13 protein-coding genes are annotated in these 19,037 nt (G+C 71.9%); 7 read left to right on the forward strand and 6 right to left on the reverse strand.

Annotation, left to right across the window (positions count from 1 at the left end; genetic code table 11):
• Positions 1-27 precede the first annotated feature (27 nt).
• A complete protein-coding gene (gene cobN / locus ACIGFK_RS33640; RefSeq protein WP_400054846.1) occupies positions 28-3,741 on the forward strand; it encodes a cobaltochelatase subunit CobN in 3,714 nt (1,237 codons plus the stop codon).
• A 28-nt stretch (positions 3,742-3,769) separates the two neighbouring features.
• The gene (locus ACIGFK_RS33645; protein ID WP_400054847.1) at positions 3,770-4,243 is read left to right on the forward strand and encodes a hemerythrin domain-containing protein; all 474 of its coding nucleotides are present in this window, start codon (positions 3,770-3,772) and stop codon (positions 4,241-4,243) included.
• Here the strand turns inward: ACIGFK_RS33645 and ACIGFK_RS33650 are convergent, their stop codons facing one another.
• A complete protein-coding gene (locus ACIGFK_RS33650; protein ID WP_386467190.1) occupies positions 4,244-4,465 on the reverse strand; it encodes a hypothetical protein in 222 nt (73 codons plus the stop codon).
• A 275-nt stretch (positions 4,466-4,740) separates the two neighbouring features.
• Between ACIGFK_RS33650 and ACIGFK_RS33655 the strand changes: the two genes are divergently transcribed.
• Complete coding sequence (locus ACIGFK_RS33655) at positions 4,741-6,957, forward strand: germacradienol/geosmin synthase (protein WP_400054849.1); 2,217 nt, start codon at positions 4,741-4,743, stop codon at positions 6,955-6,957.
• A 57-nt stretch (positions 6,958-7,014) separates the two neighbouring features.
• On the opposite strand, the gene ACIGFK_RS33660 is transcribed toward ACIGFK_RS33655, so the two are convergent.
• The 4 genes from ACIGFK_RS33660 to ACIGFK_RS33675 form a co-directional block, all read right to left on the reverse strand.
• The gene (locus ACIGFK_RS33660) at positions 7,015-8,253 is read right to left on the reverse strand and encodes a GNAT family N-acetyltransferase (protein ID WP_400054851.1); all 1,239 of its coding nucleotides are present in this window, start codon (positions 8,251-8,253) and stop codon (positions 7,015-7,017) included.
• A 133-nt stretch (positions 8,254-8,386) separates the two neighbouring features.
• A complete protein-coding gene (locus ACIGFK_RS33665) occupies positions 8,387-9,622 on the reverse strand; it encodes a YncE family protein (RefSeq protein ID WP_386467184.1) in 1,236 nt (411 codons plus the stop codon).
• A gap of 175 nt (positions 9,623-9,797) precedes the next feature.
• Entirely contained in the window at positions 9,798-11,006 is a 1,209-nt protein-coding gene (locus ACIGFK_RS33670) for an XdhC family protein (protein WP_400054852.1), read from the reverse strand.
• 76 nt (positions 11,007-11,082) lie between these two features.
• Positions 11,083-12,546 (reverse strand): NCS2 family permease, encoded by a 1,464-nt coding sequence (locus ACIGFK_RS33675; protein ID WP_376658118.1) that lies wholly within the window; start codon positions 12,544-12,546, stop codon positions 11,083-11,085.
• A gap of 687 nt (positions 12,547-13,233) precedes the next feature.
• Between ACIGFK_RS33675 and ACIGFK_RS33680 the strand changes: the two genes are divergently transcribed.
• Both ACIGFK_RS33680 and ACIGFK_RS33685 read left to right on the forward strand, forming a co-directional pair.
• Positions 13,234-14,913: a PucR family transcriptional regulator gene (locus tag ACIGFK_RS33680; RefSeq protein WP_376658117.1), complete on the forward strand. Its 1,680-nt coding sequence runs from the start codon at positions 13,234-13,236 to the stop codon at positions 14,911-14,913.
• Between the two features lie 188 nt (positions 14,914-15,101).
• Positions 15,102-15,893 (forward strand): hypothetical protein, encoded by a 792-nt coding sequence (locus tag ACIGFK_RS33685; protein WP_376658116.1) that lies wholly within the window; start codon positions 15,102-15,104, stop codon positions 15,891-15,893.
• Between the two features lie 181 nt (positions 15,894-16,074).
• Here ACIGFK_RS33685 and ACIGFK_RS33690 read toward each other — a convergent pair whose 3' ends face one another.
• Positions 16,075-16,758, reverse strand: coding sequence for a GntR family transcriptional regulator (locus ACIGFK_RS33690; RefSeq protein ID WP_376658135.1), 684 nt, complete (start codon positions 16,756-16,758; stop codon positions 16,075-16,077).
• A gap of 136 nt (positions 16,759-16,894) precedes the next feature.
• Here ACIGFK_RS33690 and ACIGFK_RS33695 point away from each other — a divergent pair, with 136 nt between their 5' ends.
• Together ACIGFK_RS33695 and ACIGFK_RS33700 are read left to right on the forward strand one after the other, a co-directional pair.
• Positions 16,895-17,740, forward strand: a complete 846-nt coding sequence (locus tag ACIGFK_RS33695) for a (2Fe-2S)-binding protein (protein ID WP_376658115.1) — start codon at positions 16,895-16,897, stop codon at positions 17,738-17,740.
• Between the two features lie 198 nt (positions 17,741-17,938).
• Positions 17,939-18,997, forward strand: coding sequence for a DUF2637 domain-containing protein (locus tag ACIGFK_RS33700; protein ID WP_386467179.1), 1,059 nt, complete (start codon positions 17,939-17,941; stop codon positions 18,995-18,997).
• Positions 18,998-19,037 lie beyond the last annotated feature (40 nt).

The following is a 19,037-nucleotide window of genomic DNA, read 5'->3' on the forward strand; positions in this document are numbered from 1 at the left end:
GGAAACCCCGAGGAAGGCTGCCGCCGCATGATCCTGCTGCTGTCGACGTCCGACACCGATCTGCTCAGCGCCCGCGCCGCGAACACCGCCGCGAACACCCCCGCGAACACGGCGGCCACCGCCGCCACCGCGGACGACGCCGCCGTCCCGTACCGCTTCGCGAACCCCTCCCGGCTCCCGCTCGACGACCTCCCCGCGCTCCTCGACGGAGTCGACCTGGTCGTCGTACGCCTCCTCGGAGGCCTCCGCGCCTGGCAGGACGGCCTCGACGTCCTCCTCGCCCCCGGCCAGACCCGCCCGGTCGTCGTCCTGACCGGCGAACAGGCCCCCGACGCCCAGCTGATGGAGGCCTCCACGGTCCCCATCGGCATCGCGGCCGAGGCGCACGCCTACCTCGCGCACGGCGGCCCGGCCAACCTCGGCCAGCTGGCCCGCTTCCTCTCGGACACCGCCCTCCTCACCGGCCACGGCTTCGAGCCCCCGGCGGCCGCCCCCACCTGGGGCCCCCTGGAGCGCACCCCGCAGCAGACCGAAGACACCGGAACCGGAACCGGCACCAGCCCCGGCCCCGGCACCGGAACCCGCCCCGCCATCGCGGTGCTCTACTACCGGGCCCACCAGATGTCCGGCAACACCGCCTTCGTGCACGCCCTCTGCGACGCGATCGAGGCCCAGGGCGCCCGGCCCCTCCCCCTCTACGTCTCCTCCCTCCGCACCCCCGAGCCGGAGCTCCTCCAGGCATTGGAGTCCGCGGACGCGATCGTCACCACCGTCCTCGCGGCCGGCGGCACCAAGCCCGCCACCGCCTCCGCGGGCGGTGACGACGAGTCCTGGGACGCCGGCGCCCTCGCCGCCCTCGGCGTGCCGATCCTCCAGGCCCTGTGCCTGACCGGCTCCCGCTCCGCCTGGGAGGAGAACGACGAGGGCCTGTCCCCCCTCGACGCCGCCACCCAGGTCGCCGTGCCCGAGTTCGACGGCCGCCTGATCACGGTCCCGTTCTCCTTCAAGGAGCTCGACGAGGACGGCCTGCCCGCCTACGTGGCCGACCCCGAGCGCGCCGCCCGCGTCGCCGGCATCGCCGTACGCCACGCCCGCCTGCGCCACACCGACCGCCGTGACAAGCGGATCGCGCTGGTCCTCTCGGCGTACCCCACCAAGCACTCCCGCATCGGCAACGCGGTCGGCCTCGACACCCCCGCCAGCGCCGTCGAGCTGCTCCGCACCCTCATCTCCCACGGCTACGACTTCGGTCCGGCCGCCGAGATCCCCGGCCTGGTCTCCGGCGACGGCGACGAGCTGATCCGCGCCCTCATCGAGGCGGGCGGCCACGACCAGGACTGGCTGACCGAGGAGCAGCTGGCCCGCAATCCGGTCCGCATCCCGGCGGCGGACTACAAGCGCTGGTACTCCGAACTCCCCGCCGACCTCCGCGAAAGCGTCGAGGAGCACTGGGGCGAGGCGCCCGGCAACATGTTCGTCGACCGCTCCGCCAACCCGGAGGGCGACATCGTCCTGGCGGCCCTGCGCCGCGGCAACCTGCTGATCCTCATCCAGCCGCCGCGCGGCTTCGGCGAGAACCCGATCGCGATCTACCACGACCCGGACCTCCCGCCGTCGCACCACTACCTGGCGGCGTACCGGTGGATCCAGGCGGCGGCCGCCGACGGCGGCTTCGGCGCCGACGCGATGATCCACCTGGGCAAGCACGGCAACCTGGAGTGGCTGCCGGGCAAGAACGCCGGCCTGTCCGCCTCCTGCGCGCCCGACGCGGCCCTCGGCGACCTGCCGCTCATCTACCCGTTCCTGGTCAACGACCCGGGCGAGGGCACCCAGGCCAAGCGCCGCGTCCACGCCACCCTCATCGACCACCTCGTCCCGCCGATGGCGCGCGCCGAGTCGTACGGGGACATCGCCCGCCTCGAACAGCACCTGGACGAGTACGCCCAGATCAGCGCCATGGACCCGGCCAAGCTCCCGGCCATCCGCGCGCAGATCTGGACCCTGATCCAGGCCGCGAAGCTCGACCACGACCTGGGCCTGGCCGAGCGCCCCGACGACGACGGCTTCGACGACTTCCTCCTGCACGTCGACGGCTGGCTGTGCGAGGTCAAGGACGCCCAGATCCGCGACGGTCTGCACGTGCTCGGCGGCGCCCCGACCGGCGAGTCCCGCGTCAACCTGGTCCTCGCGATCCTGCGCGCCCGCCAGATCTGGGGCGGTACGACGGCCCTCCCGGGCCTGCGCGAGGCCCTCGGCCTGGACGAGTCGGCGGCCACCCGTACTTCGGCGGACGCCATCGAGGAGCAGGCCCGTGCCCTGGTCCAGGCGATGGAGGACGCGGACTGGTCCCAGGACGCGGTGGCCGCCGTCGCTGCCGGCCACCCGCAGCCGGTCGCCGACGTCCTCTCCTTCGCCGCCCGCGAGGTGGTCCCGCGTCTGGCCGGCACGACGGACGAGATCGCCCACGTGGTCTCGGCCCTGGACGGCAGGTTCGTCCCGGCCGGCCCCTCCGGTTCGCCCCTGCGCGGCCTGGTCAACGTCCTGCCCACGGGCCGCAACTTCTACTCGGTCGACCCGAAGGCCGTCCCCTCCCGCCTCGCGTGGGAGACGGGCCAGGCCCTCGCGGACTCCCTCCTGGCCCGCTACCGCGCGGACCACGACGACGAGTGGCCCGCCTCCGTCGGCCTGTCCCTCTGGGGTACGAGTGCGATGCGCACGGCGGGCGACGACGTGGCCGAGGCCCTCGCCCTCCTCGGCATCCGCCCGGTCTGGGACGAGGCCTCGCGCCGCGTGACGGGCCTCGAGCCCATCCCGCTCGCCGAACTGGGCCGCCCCCGGATCGACGTGACCCTGCGCATCTCGGGCTTCTTCCGCGACGCGTTCCCCCACGTCATCGGCCTCCTGGACGACGCGGTCCGCCTCGCGGCCTCCCTCGACGAGCCCGCTTCGGACAACTTCGTCCGGGCGCACGCCCAGGCGGACATCGCCGTCCACGGCGACGAGCGCAAGGCCACCACCCGCATCTTCGGCTCCCGCCCCGGGACGTACGGCGCGGGCATCCTCCAGCTCATCGACTCCCGCGACTGGCGTACGGACGCCGACCTGGCCGAGGTCTACACGGTCTGGGGCGGCTACGCGTACGGCCGGGGCCTCGAAGGCCGCCCCGCCCGCTCCGAGATGGAGACGGCGTACAAGCGCATCACGGTCGCCGCGAAGAACACGGACACGCGCGAGCACGACATCGCCGACTCGGACGACTACTTCCAGTACCACGGCGGCATGGTGGCCACGGTCCGCGCCCTGCGCGGCACGGCCCCCGAGGCGTACATCGGCGACTCCACCCGCCCGGAAACGGTCAAGACCCGCACGCTGGTCGAGGAGACGTCCCGCGTCTTCCGGGCCCGCGTGGTCAACCCCAAGTGGATCGAGGCGATGCGCCGCCACGGCTACAAGGGCGCCTTCGAACTCGCAGCGACGGTCGACTACCTCTTCGGCTACGACGCCACGACCGGCGTGATCGCGGACTGGATGTACGACAAGCTCACGGAGACGTACGTCCTCGACCCGGAGAACCGCGCCTTCCTGGAGGAGGCCAACCCCTGGGCCCTGCACGGCATCGCGGAACGCCTCCTGGAGGCGGAGTCGCGCGGCATGTGGGAGAAGCCGGACCCGCAGATCCTCGAATCCCTCCGCCAGGTCTACCTGGACACGGAAGGCAACCTCGAAGCCGAAGCCGAGTAAAGCCCCTACAAGCGGTGATCCTGGTGCGATGTGCCACTACTGCGGCTGCCGCCAGATCCCCCTCATCAAGGAGTTCATCGCCGAACACGAGTCGGTGACCGACGCGGCGGGCGACGCCCTCCGCGCCCTGGACGCGGGCGACCACGCCAAGGCCCGCGCCCTCACCCTCGACATGCAGACCGTCCTCCTCGCCCACTGGAAGGGCGAGGAGGACGGTCTTTTCGCCGTGATGTCCACGGACCCCGAGTACGCGGACTACATCGCGGCCCTGACGCGGGAACACCGCGAGCTGGCGGCTTTCCTCTCCATGGCGGACCTCTCGTCACCCGCCGACGCGCAGACCTTCCGCGAGGCGATGGACGACCTGCACCACCACATCGCCAAGGAGGAGGACGGCCTCTTCCCGGCCTCCCTCACCGCCCTGACGGGCGACGAGTGGGACCTCTCCATCAAGGCCTGGCGCACGGCCCACCCGGACGGCGAACTGCACGCCCCGGGCTGACTAGACCTTGACGGTCTGGTTCAACGCCACGAGCGCCTGCGCCCAGCGCGCGTACTTCAGCTGCCCGAAATCGGCGACGGTCTTCACCCCGAACGCCTGGGCGAGCAGCTCGCCGTCCTTGTCGGTGACGCCCTTGAGCGCGGAAACAGGAGCCGAAAGCACCTCGTGGAGAGGCTTCTCGGCCCACGCCTTGTCGAGCACCTTGTCCAGATCGATAGCCATGGGTGTTCCCTCCCGGAACGCCGGAACCACAACACGGACAAACTAACCCAATCCGACAATCACTCCAGTTTCCGACACCCCGGGACGTCGTACGACGCCGCTCCCGGCACTCACCTATCCCCCACCGGGCCCACGCGCCACGGAAGGGCACATCCGTCACCTGATGAAGTGAATTTCCCCTTGTCACAGCGGCGTCAGGGGTAGGGCCCTGCTGATCTCTTGCGGGGGCCGGAGCGAACCTGCCCCCGGACCCGTGAGCGAAAGGCCGGCCCGCCGTGACGCAGCCGTTCCAACTGCCGGACTTCTACGTGCCCCATCCGGCGCGACTGAACCCCCACTACGAGGTCGCGAGGGTCCACACGAAACAGTGGGCGCGCGACTTCGGGATGCTGGAGGGTTCCGGTGTCTGGGACGAGGGCGACCTCGACTCGCACGACTACGCGCTGCTCTGCGCCCACACCCACCCCGATTGCGGCAGCGACGCGCTGTCGCTCGTCACCGACTGGTACGTGTGGGTGTTCTTCTTCGACGACCACTTCCTGGAGATGTTCAAGCGGACGAGGGACCGGGCCGGGGCCAGGGAGTACCTCGACCGGCTCGCCGCCTTCATGCCGATGGACCTGGCCCAGGGGTTCCCCGAGCCGGCGAATCCGGTCGAGGCCGGGCTCGCCGACCTGTGGGCGCGGACCGTGCCCGCGATGTCGGCGGACTGGAGGGAACGGTTCTCCGAGTCGACGAAGAACCTCCTCGACGAGTCGATGTGGGAGCTCGCCAACATCGACATCGGCCGGGTGGCGAACCCCCTCGAGTACATCGAGATGCGCCGCAAGGTGGGCGGCGCACCCTGGTCGGCCGGTCTGATCGAGTACGTGGCCGCCGAGGTCCCGGCGCGCGTCGCGCACGCGCGGGCCCTCGGGGTTCTGCGGGACGCCTTCGCCGACGCCGTGCACATCAGGAACGACCTCTTCTCCTACGAGCGGGAGGTGAACGACGAAGGCGAACTCTCCAATGCCGTGCTGGTGCTGGAGACCTTTCTCGGCTGCACCACCCAGGAGGCCGCCGAGGCCTCGAACGACCTGCTGACCTCCCGCCTCCAGCAGTTCGAGCAGACGGTGTTCACCGAGTTGCCCCAGCTCTTCGCCGACCACGCGATGAACCCGGCCGAGATCGCGGCCGTCCTCGCCTACGTCAAGGGTCTGCAGGACTGGCAGTCCGGCGGCCACGCATGGCACATGGTCTCGAGCCGCTACATGAACCAGGGGGCGCGGAGCACCGCTCCCGTCACCCTGCCCTTCTTCCCGAGCGGGCTCGGCACCAGCGCCTTCGACCTGCGGTCCGTCTTCACGAAGCGCTCGATGGAGCTGCGGCGCCGCTCCTTCACGCACGTCCCCTTCGAGCGGACCGGACCCTCGCTCGTCCCAGAGATCCACATGCCGCACGAGCTCGCCCTCAGTCCGCACCTGGCGCACGCCCGCGAGGCGTCGGTGGCCTGGTGCCGGAGCATGGGCCTGCTGGAGCCGCAGCCCGGCGACCCCGGCTCCGTCATCTGGGACGAACAGAAACTGCGCGGCTACGACTTCGCGCTCTGCTCGGCCGGCATCGACCCGGACGCCTCCCCCGAGGCACTGCTCCTGAACGCCTGCTGGCTGAGCTGGGGGACGTACGCCGACGACTACTACCCGCAGGTCTTCGGGCACGCCCGGGATCTGGCGGCGGCCAAGACGGCCACGGCGCGCCTGATCGCGATGGCGTCCGTCGACCACGCCGGGCAGCCCGCGCCGGCGACCGCCCTGGAGCGCGGGCTCCGCGACCTGTGGGTCCGCACCACCACCGGCATGTCCTCCGTCCAACGTGCCGAGTTCCGGGCGACGTTGGTGGAGATGCTGGAGAGCTGGGTGTGGGAGGTGGACAACCGGATCCAGAACCGCATCCCGGACCCGGTGGACTACGCCGAGATGCGCCGCCTCACCTTCGGCTCGCGCCTCACCATGTACCTGTGCCGGCTGGGGCACCAGGACCGGGGCGTTCCCGAGGAGATCTACGCTTCGGGGACCATCCGTTCACTGGAGAACGCCGTCTCGGACGCCGCCTGCCTGATCAACGACGTCTTCTCCTACCAGAAGGAGCTGGAGGTCGAGGGCGAACTGCACAACTACATCCTCGTGACCAGGAACTTCTTCGACATCGGCTACCCGGAGGCACTCCACATCTGCCATGCGCTGATGACCCGGCGCACCGAGGAGTTCCAGCACATCGTGGCGAGTCAGCTGCCGGTGCTCTACGAGGACTGGAAGCTCGGGACGCAGGCGCGGGCAGCCCTGGACGCGTACGTGGGCGAGCTGCAGGACTGGCACGCCGGGATCCTCAACTGGCACCGGAGGACCCGCCGTTACCGCCCGGAGGACCTGCACCGGCTGCCCGACGCGCTGTCCACCCGGATCCGGGACTCCGGCTTCGGCATGTCGGCCGCCCGGCTCTCCCTGCCCGCGTAGCACTGCCGGCGTAGCACTGCCCGCGTAGCCCTGCCCGCGTAGCCCTGCCGGAGCCCGTCAGAACTCGTCGGCGGTGTGCGGCAGCAGCCCGTTCCCCGTCGCCAGGGCCGCGTCCAGCGCCGCAGCGGCGCCGGGCGTGTGCTCCCGTACGAGCCCGGCCGCGACGAGTTCGGCGACCCGGGTCCCGCCCAGGTAGCAGGCGGCCAGTTCGCGTACGTCCAGGGCCAGGTCGGGGCCGGTGTCCGCGTGCTCGTACGCCGCCCCGCCCGGCCCCGCCTTCAGCCGGAACCGCCCGGCGTTGGCGGGCAGCCTTACGTCGTGCACCTCCAGTACGACTTCCACGGGCGCGGCCCAGGACCGCGCGGTCAGCGCAGCGCCCACGTCGACCAGGCGCAGCCAGAGCGCGGGGAACTGGGCGGTCACCCGGACCTGGTCCCGGTCGGCGGCGAAGTGCAGCAGCGGGTCGTCCACCGGCCGGCCCCAGGCGGTGACCTTGCCGGTGAGGTCGACGGCGGCCATGCACTCCCACAGGGCGGCGGCCACCGCGGGGGTCTCGGCCTCCAGCTCCTCCACGCGGACCAGCCCCGGCCCGCGGAAGGGCCGGGAGCTGTCCTCGGCCTTGGTGCGGTAGACCACGTAGCCGGCGATCGGCTCGCCCGGGTCGCCGAGGACGATGATCCGGGGCGGGCTCAACTCTTCGTCTTCCTCGGACTGTTCGCACAGCCACTCCTCGCGCCAGCGCCACGGGCTGCGGGTCGGGCGGCCGGCCCGCACGGCGCGGGCCGCCTCGTGGAAGGGGCCGAGCTCCGCGAGGGCCCCGGCCGGGTCCACGAGCCGCAGCGGGCGCGGGTCCGGGGCCAGGCGCAGGGCCAGCGGGCGGGTGGAGTCGATCTCGACGGTGACTCCGGTGGTGGCGCTGCCGAAGCCGAAGCGGCCGTAGATGGCGGCCTCGGAGGCCCAGAGCGCGGCGATCGGGCTGCCCGTGGCCGCGGCGTACCCCAGCATCTCGGCCATCAGCCCGGTGAGCACGCCGCGGCGGCGGTGGGTGGGGGCGACGGAGACGAAGGTGAGCCCGGGGCAGGGCAGGTCCGCCCCGGGCACCGAGAGCCGGAAGTCGTGCGCGGCCATGAAGCCGACCAGGGCGTCCCCGTCGTAGGCGCCGGTCCGGCGGCAGCGTGTCAGCAGGTCGTGGTGCCTCTCCCGCACCTCCTTCTCGGGGCGGTCGTGGAACACCAGGTACGCGAGCTCCAGAGCACGGTCGATGTCTGCCTCGGCTACCTCGCGGATGTCCACCATGATCACGAGACTAATCGGCCATCGCGGACCAGTCACCCCAAACTGGCTTGATCTGCCCGTTTGGCCAGTTCGTGATCGGCCGAAGCCCGACGGGCGGCCGCCGGGCTTCGGGGCGGCCGCTACCGGGCCGCCGCTACCGGGCCGCCGGGCCGGTCCACCCGGCGGGGACGTGGCCGAGGCGGACACGCTGCGGGTGGTCGCCCACCGGGACGGAGACCCGCTTGGTCCCGGTGGCGAAGTCGATGGCCGTGACCCGGTCGGCGCCGCTCTCGGAGATCACGCAGGAGGTGCCGTCGCCGTCGACCGTGGCCCAGTACGGCTTGTCGGCGGGCACGAGCGGCCCCTCGGTGAGGGTGGCCCGGTCCACGACGGTGGCGTAGTCGTCCATGGTGCCCGCGATGCAGAGCTTGGTCCCGTCCGGGCTCATGGACATGCCGTGGTGGCGGGAGTCGTTGACCCACTTGGTGCGGTCGGTGGTGGTGGCGGGGTTCTCGGGGAGCATCTTGAGGCGGGTGATCCGGTCGGAGGCGACGTCGTACTCCAGGAAGCCGTTGAGGAACGACACCTGGAAGTAGAACTTCGACTCGTCGGGGCTGAAGGAGACGGGGCGTACGGCGTCGGAGAGGTCCGGGCGGCCGAAGGCGTCCAGCCGCTCCCGCATGTCGATCACCCGGACGGTGCGGAAGGTCTGCGCGTCGACGATCGTGATCTTCCGGTCGCCCTTCGTCCAGTCCAGCCAGGGTGCGTCGAGGGCGGAGGTCACGTCCCCGATGGCGCTGTTCCAGAGGAAGCGGCCGTCGCGGCTGAAGACGTTCTCGTGCGGCTTGTCCCCGGTGGCGAAGGAGCCGACCTGCCTGCCGGTGGCGATGTCGAGGACGTGCACGGTGTTGGCGGTGGAGGCGGAGACCGCGACCTTCGTCCCGTCGGGCGAGACCGCCATGTGGTCGGCCCGGTAGCCGGCCACGGGGAAGCGCCAGTTGACGCGGCCGGTGCGCACGTCGATGGAGACCACGTCCGCGAAGCTGGGGCGGGAGGCGACCACGGCCGTGCCGTCGGGCGTGGTGTACATGTCGTCCACGAACTGGTCGTGGCCCTCGCCGGCGGTCGCCCGCACCCCGAGGAAGAAGGCGAGCTTGACGGGGTTGAGGTAGATCTCCCGCAGCCGCTCGGCCTTGTCGGGGATCACGTCGATCCGGCCGATCCTGGCGAGGTCTCCCGTGGAGGCGAGGACATCGGCGGTGCCCTCCCAGTTGTTGCCGACGAAGAGCACCTCCCGCAGCCCGTCGGCCGGGGCGGCCGCGGCCGGCACGGCGGCGGTGAGCAGGGTGGCCGCGGCCAGCACGCCCAGGGTTCGCAGGGTACGTATCATCCGCTCGGCTCCGGTGTGGGGAAGGGATGGAGAGAGTGCCTCCTGTTACCGGCCGGTAAAATAGACGGATCGTCAAAAGGGCGCAACCCCTTGAGAGTTGCGCCCTGTCATACCTGTCGACCACCTGGGAAGACGGCCGGAGGAGCCCGTCGGCACGGCGGGCCGGCCGGCCCTGTCAGGCGACGGAGAAGCCGATCCGCTCGATCACCGTCTTAGACGGGTCGGGGTGGATCGGGGTGTGCGCACCGGCCAGGGAGACGCCGGTGCCGCCGCGCCGGTTGGCGACGATCTCCGCGGCGATGGACAACGCGGTCTCCTCCGGGGTGCGGCCGCCGAGGTCCAGGCCTATCGGGGAACGCAGCCGGGCCAGCTCGAGCTCGGTGACGCCGGCCTCGCGCAGCCGCCTGTTGCGGTCCTCGTGGGTACGGCGGGAGCCCATGGCACCGACGTAGGCGACGGGCAGCCTGAGGGCCGTTTGGAGGAGCGGGACGTCGAACTTGGCGTCGTGGGTGAGCACGCACAGCACGGCCCGGCCGTCCACCCCGTCGGCCGCGGCCTGCGCCTCCAGGTAGCGGTGCGGCCAGTCGACGACGATCTCGTCCGCCTCGGGGAAGCGGGTCCGCGTCGCGAAGACCGGCCGGGCGTCGCACACCGTCACCCGGTAGCCGAGGAACTTGCCGATCCGCACCAGGGCGGAGGCGAAGTCGACGGCACCGAAGACGATCATCCGCGGGGGCGGGACGCTGGACTCGACCAGCACCGTGAGGGGCTCTCCGCACAGCCGGCCGTCGGCGCCGATCTCCAGCACGCCGGTCCTGCCGGCGTCGAGCATGGCGCGGGCCTCCGCCGCGACGGCGGCGTCCAGCTCGGGGTGCCCGCCGAGGGCGGCTCCAGGGGCGGCACCGGCCTGCTGCCGCACTCCGAGCGCGCCCTCGTACGAGCCGTCCGGGCGGATCAGGATCGCCCCGCCCAGCAGGCCCGCGGGGCCGTCGGCGATCCTCGCCACGGCCGCGGCCTCACCGCCGGACGCGGCGGCCAGCGCGGACGCGAAAACGGCCCGCGCGGGAGAACCCGCGCGGACCGGAGTGACGAGGATGTCGATGATCCCGCCGCAGGTCAGACCTACGGCGAAGGCATCGTCGTCGCTGTACCCGAAGCGCTCCCGGACGGTCTCGCCGTCCTCCAGCGCCTGCCGGCACAGCTCGTACACCGCACCCTCCACGCATCCACCGGAAACCGAGCCGATCGCCGTGCCCTCGCCGTCGACGGCGAGGGCGGCTCCCGGCTGCCTCGGGGCGCTTCCGCCGACCGCCACGACCGTGGCGACGGCGAAGTCGCGTCCCTGCTGGACCCACCGGTTCAGTTCCTCGGCGATGTCCAGCACGGCAGCCTCCTCGGAGGGCTCTCTCGGCTTCCGGTATCGGATGCGCGGAGGGTCAGGTGATGATCACTTCCCCGGCCTACTTGACGCCGAGCGCGGCCTCGATCGGGTGCAGGGCGAAGTAGACCAGGAAGATACCGGTGAGCACCCACATGAAGGCACCGACCTCGCGGGCCTTGCCCTGCGCGACCTTGATGGCGACGTAGGAGATGACACCGGCGGCGACACCAGCGGTGATCTGGTAGGTGAACGGCATGATCACGACGGTCAGGAAGACCGGGATCGCGGTCGCGCTGTCGGCCCAGTCCACGTGGCGGGCGTTCTGCATCATCATCGCACCGATGACGACCAGGGCCGCGGAGGCGACCTCACCCGGGACGAGCTGGGTGATCGGGGTGAAGAAGAGGCAGGCGGCGAAGAAGAGGCCGGTGACGACGGAGGCGAGGCCTGTGCGGGCTCCCTCACCGACGCCGGTGGCGGACTCGACGAAGACGGTCTGGCCGGAACCACCCGCGATACCACCGATGGCGCCACCGGCACCGTCGATGAAGAGCGCCTTCGACAGACCCGGCATGCGGCCCTGCTCGTCGGCCAGCTTGGCCTCGGTGCCGACACCGATGATGGTGGCCATCGCGTCGAAGAAGCCGGCGAGGACCAGGGTGAAGACGATCATGCCGACCGTCATGACACCGACGTCGCCCCAGCCGCCGAACTCGACCTTGCCGAAGAGCGAGAAGTCGGGCATCGAGACGGCGGAGCCGGAGAGGGTCGGGGGACCGTTCTTCCAGGCCTTCGCGTCGATGTCGACGACGGCGTTCAGGATCGCGGCGAGGACGGTGCCGCCGACGATGCCGATGAGGATCGCGCCGCGGATCTTGCGGGCCTGCAGCATGAAGATCGTCAGCAGGGTCACGCAGAAGAGGAAGACGGGCCAGCCGGCGAGCTCGCCGACCGAACCGAGCTGCACGGGCGGACCGAACTCGGGGCCCTTGCCGACGAAGCCGGCCTTGACCAGGCCGATCAGCGCCACGAAGAGGCCGATGCCCATCGTGATCGCGTGCTTGAGCGCGAGCGGAATCGCGTTCATGATCATCTCGCGGAGGCCGGTGACGACCAGGAGACAGATCACGACGCCGTACATCACGCACATGCCCATGGCCTGCGGCCAGGTCATCTGCGGAGCGACCTGCGAGGCGAGCACACCGGACACGGAGAGTCCGGCGGCGAGCGCGAGCGGCACCTTGCCGACGAAGCCCATGAGGAGCGTGGTCAGAGCGGCGGCGAAAGCCGTGGCCGTGATCAGGGCCTTCTGGCTCATGGTGTCTCCGGCGACGTCCTTGCCGGAGAGGATGAGCGGGTTGAGCAGGAGGATGTACGCCATCGCCATGAAGGTCGTGATACCGCCACGAACCTCATTGCCGATATTGGACCCTCTGTGGGTTATGTGAAAGTACCGGTCGAGCCAAGAACGTCCGGCGGGGTTCAGAGAGCCGTCACCGGCTTCGTCCGCACTGGTCTTGGGCTCCACAGACGACTGGGTCATGGTGCCTAACTCCCAAGGTTCAAAGGGGCACCCGCAAAAAAATTGGAGACGCGGGATTTGGGAAACTGCGTTGGCTGCACGACCCGGGGTGACGGCCCGAGGCGACGCGAGAGTTCATTGCGTGTACTGCGGGTAGTGCGGGGGTGACCCGCTGGTACTACGTGGGTTTTGCAGGGGTACTGCCAGGTTGAAGGGACCGCGAGCGGTGCGGCACTTCGTATTGCTCCGGGCGGTGCGGTCGGCAAGTGTGACGTTCCCGTGTCACACCGCCCGGAAGTCTGAGGGGGTCCCGGGGGCCTCTCGGCTCCTGGACGCTCCGCCCTAGAGAATCCCGGTGAGGATTTCCGGACGGTCACCCGCGATCATCACGGCTGTGGGGTACTCGGCCTTGTCGGCGAGCGCCTCCTCCCAGCCAGCGGGGCGAAGGAAGTCCATGAGCGGCTCTCTTCTACGTCATCGGGTCGTTCACTTCAAGCCAGGAAGCCGACGCCTCTCGACCGGTCGTTCACGTGTTGTTAATGCGGTGTGGAGCCAGTACACAAGCCGCGCGTCCCCCGGGTGCAGTCACCGAAACCATGAAGGAGTTGGCTGAGGGGCTCCCTCGTCTTGTAGATTCGTATGAAAGGCAGGATGCGACGACCTGCCCGATTTCCAACGGCAACAACGAGACAGATCGGCGGCGACATCATGCGGCTGCGCGCACTGCTGGAAACCGAGGCGCTGGGGCTGCGGCTGCTGGGCGGCGAGGAAGAGCTCGACCGTACCGTCCGCGGGGTCATGACGACCGACCTGCGCGATCCCAGCCGATACCTGTCCGGAGGTGAACTGGTCCTCACCGGCCTGGCATGGAGACGAAATTCAGCCGACTCCGAGCCATTCGTACGACTGCTCGCGAGCGCGGGCGTCGCCGGGCTCGCGGCGGGCGAGGCCGAGCTGGGAGACATCCCGGACGACCTGGTTTCGGCCTGCGTCCGCAACCGGCTGCCGCTGTTCGCAGTGAACGAGGACGTTGCATTCGCCACGATCACCGAGTACGTGGTGAGGCAGGTCTCGGGAGAACGTGCCGGGGACCTCGCGGCCGTGGTCGACCGGCACCGCCGTCTGATGACCTCGGGTCCCGCGGGCGGCGGGCCCGATGTGGTGCTGGATCTGCTCACCACGGACCTCGATCTCCGGGCCTGGGTGCTGTCCCCCACGGGCCGGCAGATCGCCGGGGCCGGCGAACCGCTGGCGCCGGGGGTGTGCGCTGCACTGGCGAGCGAGCACCTCGCGGCGGTCCGGACGGGCCGCAGGGGACCGCACCGGATCTCCATCCAGGGTATTACCTACTCGCTCTTCCCGATCAGGGGACACGGGCGCGGCGCCACCGGCCCGGCCCCGAAGGACGTGCGCGAGAGCGTGCTGTCGGACTGGCTGCTCGCCGTGGAGGCGGACGCCGGCGACTGGCCCGCCGAACGCCTCGACCTGCTGCAGGGCGTCACCCAGCTGATCGCCGTCGAGCGCGACCGGCGGGACGCGGCGCGGACGGTGCGCCGCCGTCTCGCCCAGGAGGTCCTCGAACTGGTCCAGACGGGCGCCCCGCCCGCCGAGATCGCCGCCCGCCTGCGGGTGGCGGCCCCGGTGCTGCTGCCCGGTGTGGGCGGCGCCCCGCACTGGCAGGTCGTGGTGGCCCGGGTGGACTGGGACGGCGGGGACATCCCCGGCGGCCCGGTGGCCCAGTCGCTGCTGGAGGAGATCCTCGTCGACCCGTCCGTGTCGGGGCCGGAGCCTTCCGACCGGATCGCGGTGGCCCATGCGGGTGACGAGGCCATCGCGCTGGTCCCGCTGCCCTCGCTGCCCGGGGACACCTCGGAGGACCGGGGCCCGGACACGGCCCTGCACGCCGACGAGCTGCTGGCCTCCGTACGGGACCCGCTGCAGGCCGGCCTCTCGGACGACGGCCGGCTCACGCTGGGCGTCAGCGCGGCCGTGCACTCCGCCGAGGGGCTGCGCGGGGCGCTGGAGGAGGCCCGGCACGCCCGCCGGGTCGCCGCGGCCCGCCCGGGCCGGGTCTGCGCGGCCGGCCACCACGAGCTGGCCTCGCACGTGCTGCTGCTGCCGTTCGTGCCGGACGACGTGCGGCGCGCGTTCACGGCGCGACTGCTGGACCCGCTGCGGGACTACGACCGGCGCCACCGTGCGGAGCTCATCCCCACGCTGGAGGCCTTCCTGGACTGCGACGGCTCCTGGACCCGCTGTGCGACGCGGCTGCACCTGCACGTCAACACGCTGCGTTACCGGGTCGGGCGAATCGAGCAGTTGACGGCGCGCGACCTGTCGCGGCTGGAGGACAAGCTGGACTTCTTCCTCGCACTGCGCATGAGCTGAGGAAACCCGGCCGTATCCAGGCCGTATCCGATCCGCCCCCGCCCGGTGCTCCGGCCGGGGGCGGCTGACGAGGTGTCCGGACTTTGTGAAAGAGTTCACCCGACCCCTTGGCCGGAGCCGCCGATCCGTGCTCTCATTTCGCCCCAGGGCTCGACGACGTGCTGCTTGATTGCTTTGGGGAGGGCAATGTGGCGGATACCGCCATGTCCGGTGCCGGATCTACGGGGGGAGAAGACCCCCTCCAGCGGGCGATATGGCGACTGCGTTCGCGCGGCTGTTGGACCGACGCGGCGGCTCTGCTGACGCCGCACGCAGGCGAGGCCGCGAACGCGGGGGCGGCCGTGCAGCGGACCGCGCTGCTGGTCGAGCGGTGCCTGTTCACGGGGCAGGGCTGGGCCGAGGCCGAGGATGCGCTGCGGGTCGCCGAGGCGGTCTCGCAGGACGACGACGACCGCGGCGCGGCGGCCTGCGAGCGGGGCCAGCTGGCCTACGCGGCGACCGTGCTGGGCGTACGCGACCGGGCCGACGAGGCCCGCTCCGCGCTGGGCCGGGCGGCGGCGCTGCTGTCCCCGGGGTCCCGGACCCGCCCGCTGCTGGACTTCCGCCGGGGGCTGGTCGCCGAGCACCTGGCGGACGCCCCGCAGTCGGCCCGGCCGGCGTACCGGCGGGCCCACGCGGGGGCCGAGGCGCACGGGGACGTACTGCTGCTGTCCTTCACCTGGCGCCATCTCGCGGCGCTGGCCCTGCGGGACGGGGAGGTCGCGGAGGCCCGCAAGGGCTTCGCGGAGTCCCTCCGCATCCGGGAGGAGCTGGGCTTCCTGGTCGGCACGGCCCCGGCGCTGGCCGCCCTGGCAGAGGCCGAGCCGGAGCCGGAGGCCGCACGGCTGCGTGCGGAGGCGCGGCGGCTGTTCCACCTGCTGGGCGGCATCCCGACGTGGCTGGCGGACCAGCTCCAGCCGACACCGTCCCCTGCGGGGTAGCTCGCGCGGCATCGGGTGCGGGGTCCCCTGCGGGGCGGCTCCCCGTGCCGTCGGGTGCGGCGCCGCTGCCGGGGGCCCTGCCCCCGGACCCCCGCGCCTCAAACGCCGGCGGGGCTGGATCTTGCCGGCGTAGGCGCGGGGTCCGGGGCGGGGCCCCGGGTCCCGGCGGAGCCGGGCTTCGTCAGCGGCCCGCGCCTGCGAAGTGGCGGCGGACCAGGGATTCCACCGCCGGGAGGTCGCCGGCGATCAGGACCTCCAGGAGCGCCCAGTGCTCGGCCGCGTCGGCGACGAGTTCGGCGCGGCGGACGCGGGGGGCTCCCGGCAGGGGCCACTGGGCGCGACGGTGGAGTTCTTCGGCCACCGCGACCAGCCGGGTGTTGCCCGCCAGGGAGAGCACCTCCCGGTGGAAGGCGCGGTCCGCCTCCGCGTAGGCCGGCAGGTCACCCTCGGCCGCCGCCTCCGCCGTGGCGGCCGCGGCCGGGCGCAGGGCCTCCCACTCCTCGGCGGGCAACGACCGGGCGAGCCGCAGCATGACCGGGACCTCCAGCAGCCCCCGTACCTCCGCCAGCTCGGCCAGATCGCGCGGGGTCCGCGACAGGACCCGGAAGCCCCGGTTCGGGAGGCACTCCACCGCCCCTTCCAGGGCCAGCTGCTGCATCGCCTCGCGCACCGGGGTCGCCGAGACCCCGAAGCGCTCCCCGAGGGCCGGGCCCGAGTGGATCTCCCCCGGGGCCAGCTCCCCTTCGAGCAGCGCCGCGCGCAGGGCATCGAGGACCTGCCCGCGCACCGAATGGCGCAGTACCTTCCCGGCGGTCTTCTGCTCCGGAATCGACTGGACCGACGGATGCGACGGATTCGACGGCATCGGCTGCATACGGCGGCCCTCCTCACTGGTCTCGGCCTCGCCCCGAGAATATGCGACGTCCCACGAGGTGATACGGACACCGAGGGTAGATAAGGTAAGGCTTACCTGTTAACGATCGTGCGATTCGGTGGTCCCCATGACCGTCATGACCCTGGCCGGCTCCCCGGTGGCGGATGCGTACGCCCGGCTGACCGAGGCCTACGCCGGACTCCGCGTCACCGAGCTGTCCCCGCCCGAACCGGCCCCCCGCGGTGCGGGGTGGGTCGGCGCGGACGAGCTGGCGGCGGGCGGGCCCGCCCTGGACGCCTTCCTCGCGTGGGACGCGGCCCAGATCGCCCGCGACTACGGCACCCGGGCCCGCCCCGACGTGGTGGCGGGCTTCGGGCTGCACCGGTACGCATGGCCGGCCTGCCTCCTGATCACCCTGCCGTGGTTCCTGCACCGGCGCGTCCCGCGGCTCCCCGCCGAACGGGTGGCGTTCCACCGCACCGACGGCCGGATGGCCGTACGCACCGGGACCTTCTCCTGCCTCCCGGGCGACCCGGCGGCCGCCCTCCCCGGGGCACGGGTCGTGCCCGGCGAGGAGGAGCTGCGCGCCGAGGTGCGGGCCGCGGTGGCCGAGCACCTGGGCCCGCTGCTGGAAGGTTTCGGCCCGCGCATGCGGCGCGGCCGGCGAGCCCTCTGGGGTCTGGTCACCGACGAGGTCGTCGAGAGCCTCTGGTACGTCGCGAGCCTGCTCGGGCCCGGCGAGGAGCAGCGCGCCATGGCCGAGCTGGAGGCACTCCTGCCCGGCGGCACCGCCCCGTTCCCGGGGGCCGCGGGCTTCCGCACGCTCGCCGGGCCGGCCGGCGAGGAGCTGCCCACCCGGGACCGGGCCGGGTGCTGTTTCTTCTACACCATCCGCCCGGACGACACCTGTGTCACCTGCCCGCGCACCTGTGACGCCGACCGGGTCTCCCGGCTCACCGCGACCGCCGCCTGAACCCACCCTCAGGACTGACCGTAATCGAACTCAACTCAGTTCATACGAGCGCCAGTTCGAGCCACAACACCCTATCCGGCGGGCCCCGCCCCCCGATGGCGTCCACTTGCCCCGAAACCCGCGTGCACCACGGACCGGCTGCGCCACTATGGCGCCCGGAAAGCCGCACGGCCGCAGACGCGAGGCAAGGACATCCGCATGAGACTGACCGACATATCGCTGGACTGGCTGCTGCCCGGCAGCCTGTTGATCCTGGGCGTACTTGCGGCAGTTGCGGTACTGGCCCGGGGCAGGCGGGAAAGCGAGAAGGCCGCGGCCGACGACAGCTGGGAGCGCAGCGAGGAACGGCGGCGCCGCAAGGAGGCCGTCTACGGGACCGCCTCCTACGTCCTGCTCTTCTGCTGCGCGGCGGTCGCCGCCGCACTGTCCTTCCACGGGCTGGTCGGCTTCGGCCGCCAGAACCTCAACCTCTCCGGCGGCTGGGAGTACCTGGTCCCCTTCGGCCTCGACGGCGCCGCCATGTTCTGCTCGGTGCTCGCCGTCCGCGAAGCCAGCCACGGTGACGCGGCCCTCGGCTCGCGCATGCTGGTCTGGCTGTTCGCCGGCGCGGCCGCCTGGTTCAACTGGGTGCACGCCCCGCGCGGCATGGGCCACGACGGGGCTCCGCAGTTCTTCGCCGGAATGTCCCTCTCGGCGGCCGTGCTCTTCGACCGGGCCCTCAAGCAGACCCGCCGTGCGGCGCTGCGCGAACAGGGCCTGATCCCGCGTCCGTTGCCGCAGATCCGGATGGTCCGCTGGCTGCGGGCGCCCCGCGAGACCTTCGGCGCCTGGTCGCTCATGCTGCTGGAGGGGGTGCGGACCCTCGACGAGGCCGTGGACGAGGTGCGCGAGGACAAGCGCGAGCGGGAGCAGGACCGCCACCGCAGGCGCGATCAGAACCGGCTGGACCGGGCGCGCATCAAGGCGCTGGGCCGGCAGAACCGGGCGTTCGGGCGGTCTCGCGGCCGCCAGGTCGAGCTCCCGGAGCTCACGCAGGGAGCTGGCTCCGCGCCGGTCGGCGCGGAGCCGGCCATATCGGAACCAGGACAGCTGCCACTGCGACGCCGGCCCTCCCTGCAGGCCGTCAACCGGACCGGGTCCGCTGAGGTGACCGGCCCCCGGACGGTGGATCTCACCGCCGAGGACGACACCCAGACCATCCCCCGGCTCGACTCCCTGGAGCGCAAACTGAAGGATCTGGAGCAGCAGTTCGGCTGACCGGCCCGCCTTCTCGTGCAGTCGTTCCGGTCCCGTGGGG

Source organism: Streptomyces sp. NPDC085524, from assembly GCF_044541755.1.
Lineage (GTDB): Bacteria > Actinomycetota > Actinomycetes > Streptomycetales > Streptomycetaceae > Streptomyces.

Bases quoted from the DNA above. Each gene is read 5' to 3' on its own strand.
- cobN (WP_400054846.1), top strand. From the start codon at position 28: ATGATCCTGCTGCTGTCGACGTCCGACACCGATCTGCTCAGCGCCCGC.
- ACIGFK_RS33645 (WP_400054847.1), top strand. From the start codon at position 3,770: ATGTGCCACTACTGCGGCTGCCGCCAGATCCCCCTCATCAAGGAGTTC.
- ACIGFK_RS33650 (WP_386467190.1), bottom strand. From the start codon at position 4,465: ATGGCTATCGATCTGGACAAGGTGCTCGACAAGGCGTGGGCCGAGAAG.
- ACIGFK_RS33660 (WP_400054851.1), bottom strand. From the start codon at position 8,253: ATGGTGGACATCCGCGAGGTAGCCGAGGCAGACATCGACCGTGCTCTG.
- ACIGFK_RS33665 (WP_386467184.1), bottom strand. From the start codon at position 9,622: ATGATACGTACCCTGCGAACCCTGGGCGTGCTGGCCGCGGCCACCCTG.
- ACIGFK_RS33675 (WP_376658118.1), bottom strand. From the start codon at position 12,546: ATGACCCAGTCGTCTGTGGAGCCCAAGACCAGTGCGGACGAAGCCGGT.
- ACIGFK_RS33680 (WP_376658117.1), top strand. From the start codon at position 13,234: ATGCGGCTGCGCGCACTGCTGGAAACCGAGGCGCTGGGGCTGCGGCTG.
- ACIGFK_RS33690 (WP_376658135.1), bottom strand. From the start codon at position 16,758: ATGCCGTCGAATCCGTCGCATCCGTCGGTCCAGTCGATTCCGGAGCAG.
- ACIGFK_RS33695 (WP_376658115.1), top strand. From the start codon at position 16,895: ATGACCGTCATGACCCTGGCCGGCTCCCCGGTGGCGGATGCGTACGCC.
- ACIGFK_RS33700 (WP_386467179.1), top strand. From the start codon at position 17,939: ATGAGACTGACCGACATATCGCTGGACTGGCTGCTGCCCGGCAGCCTG.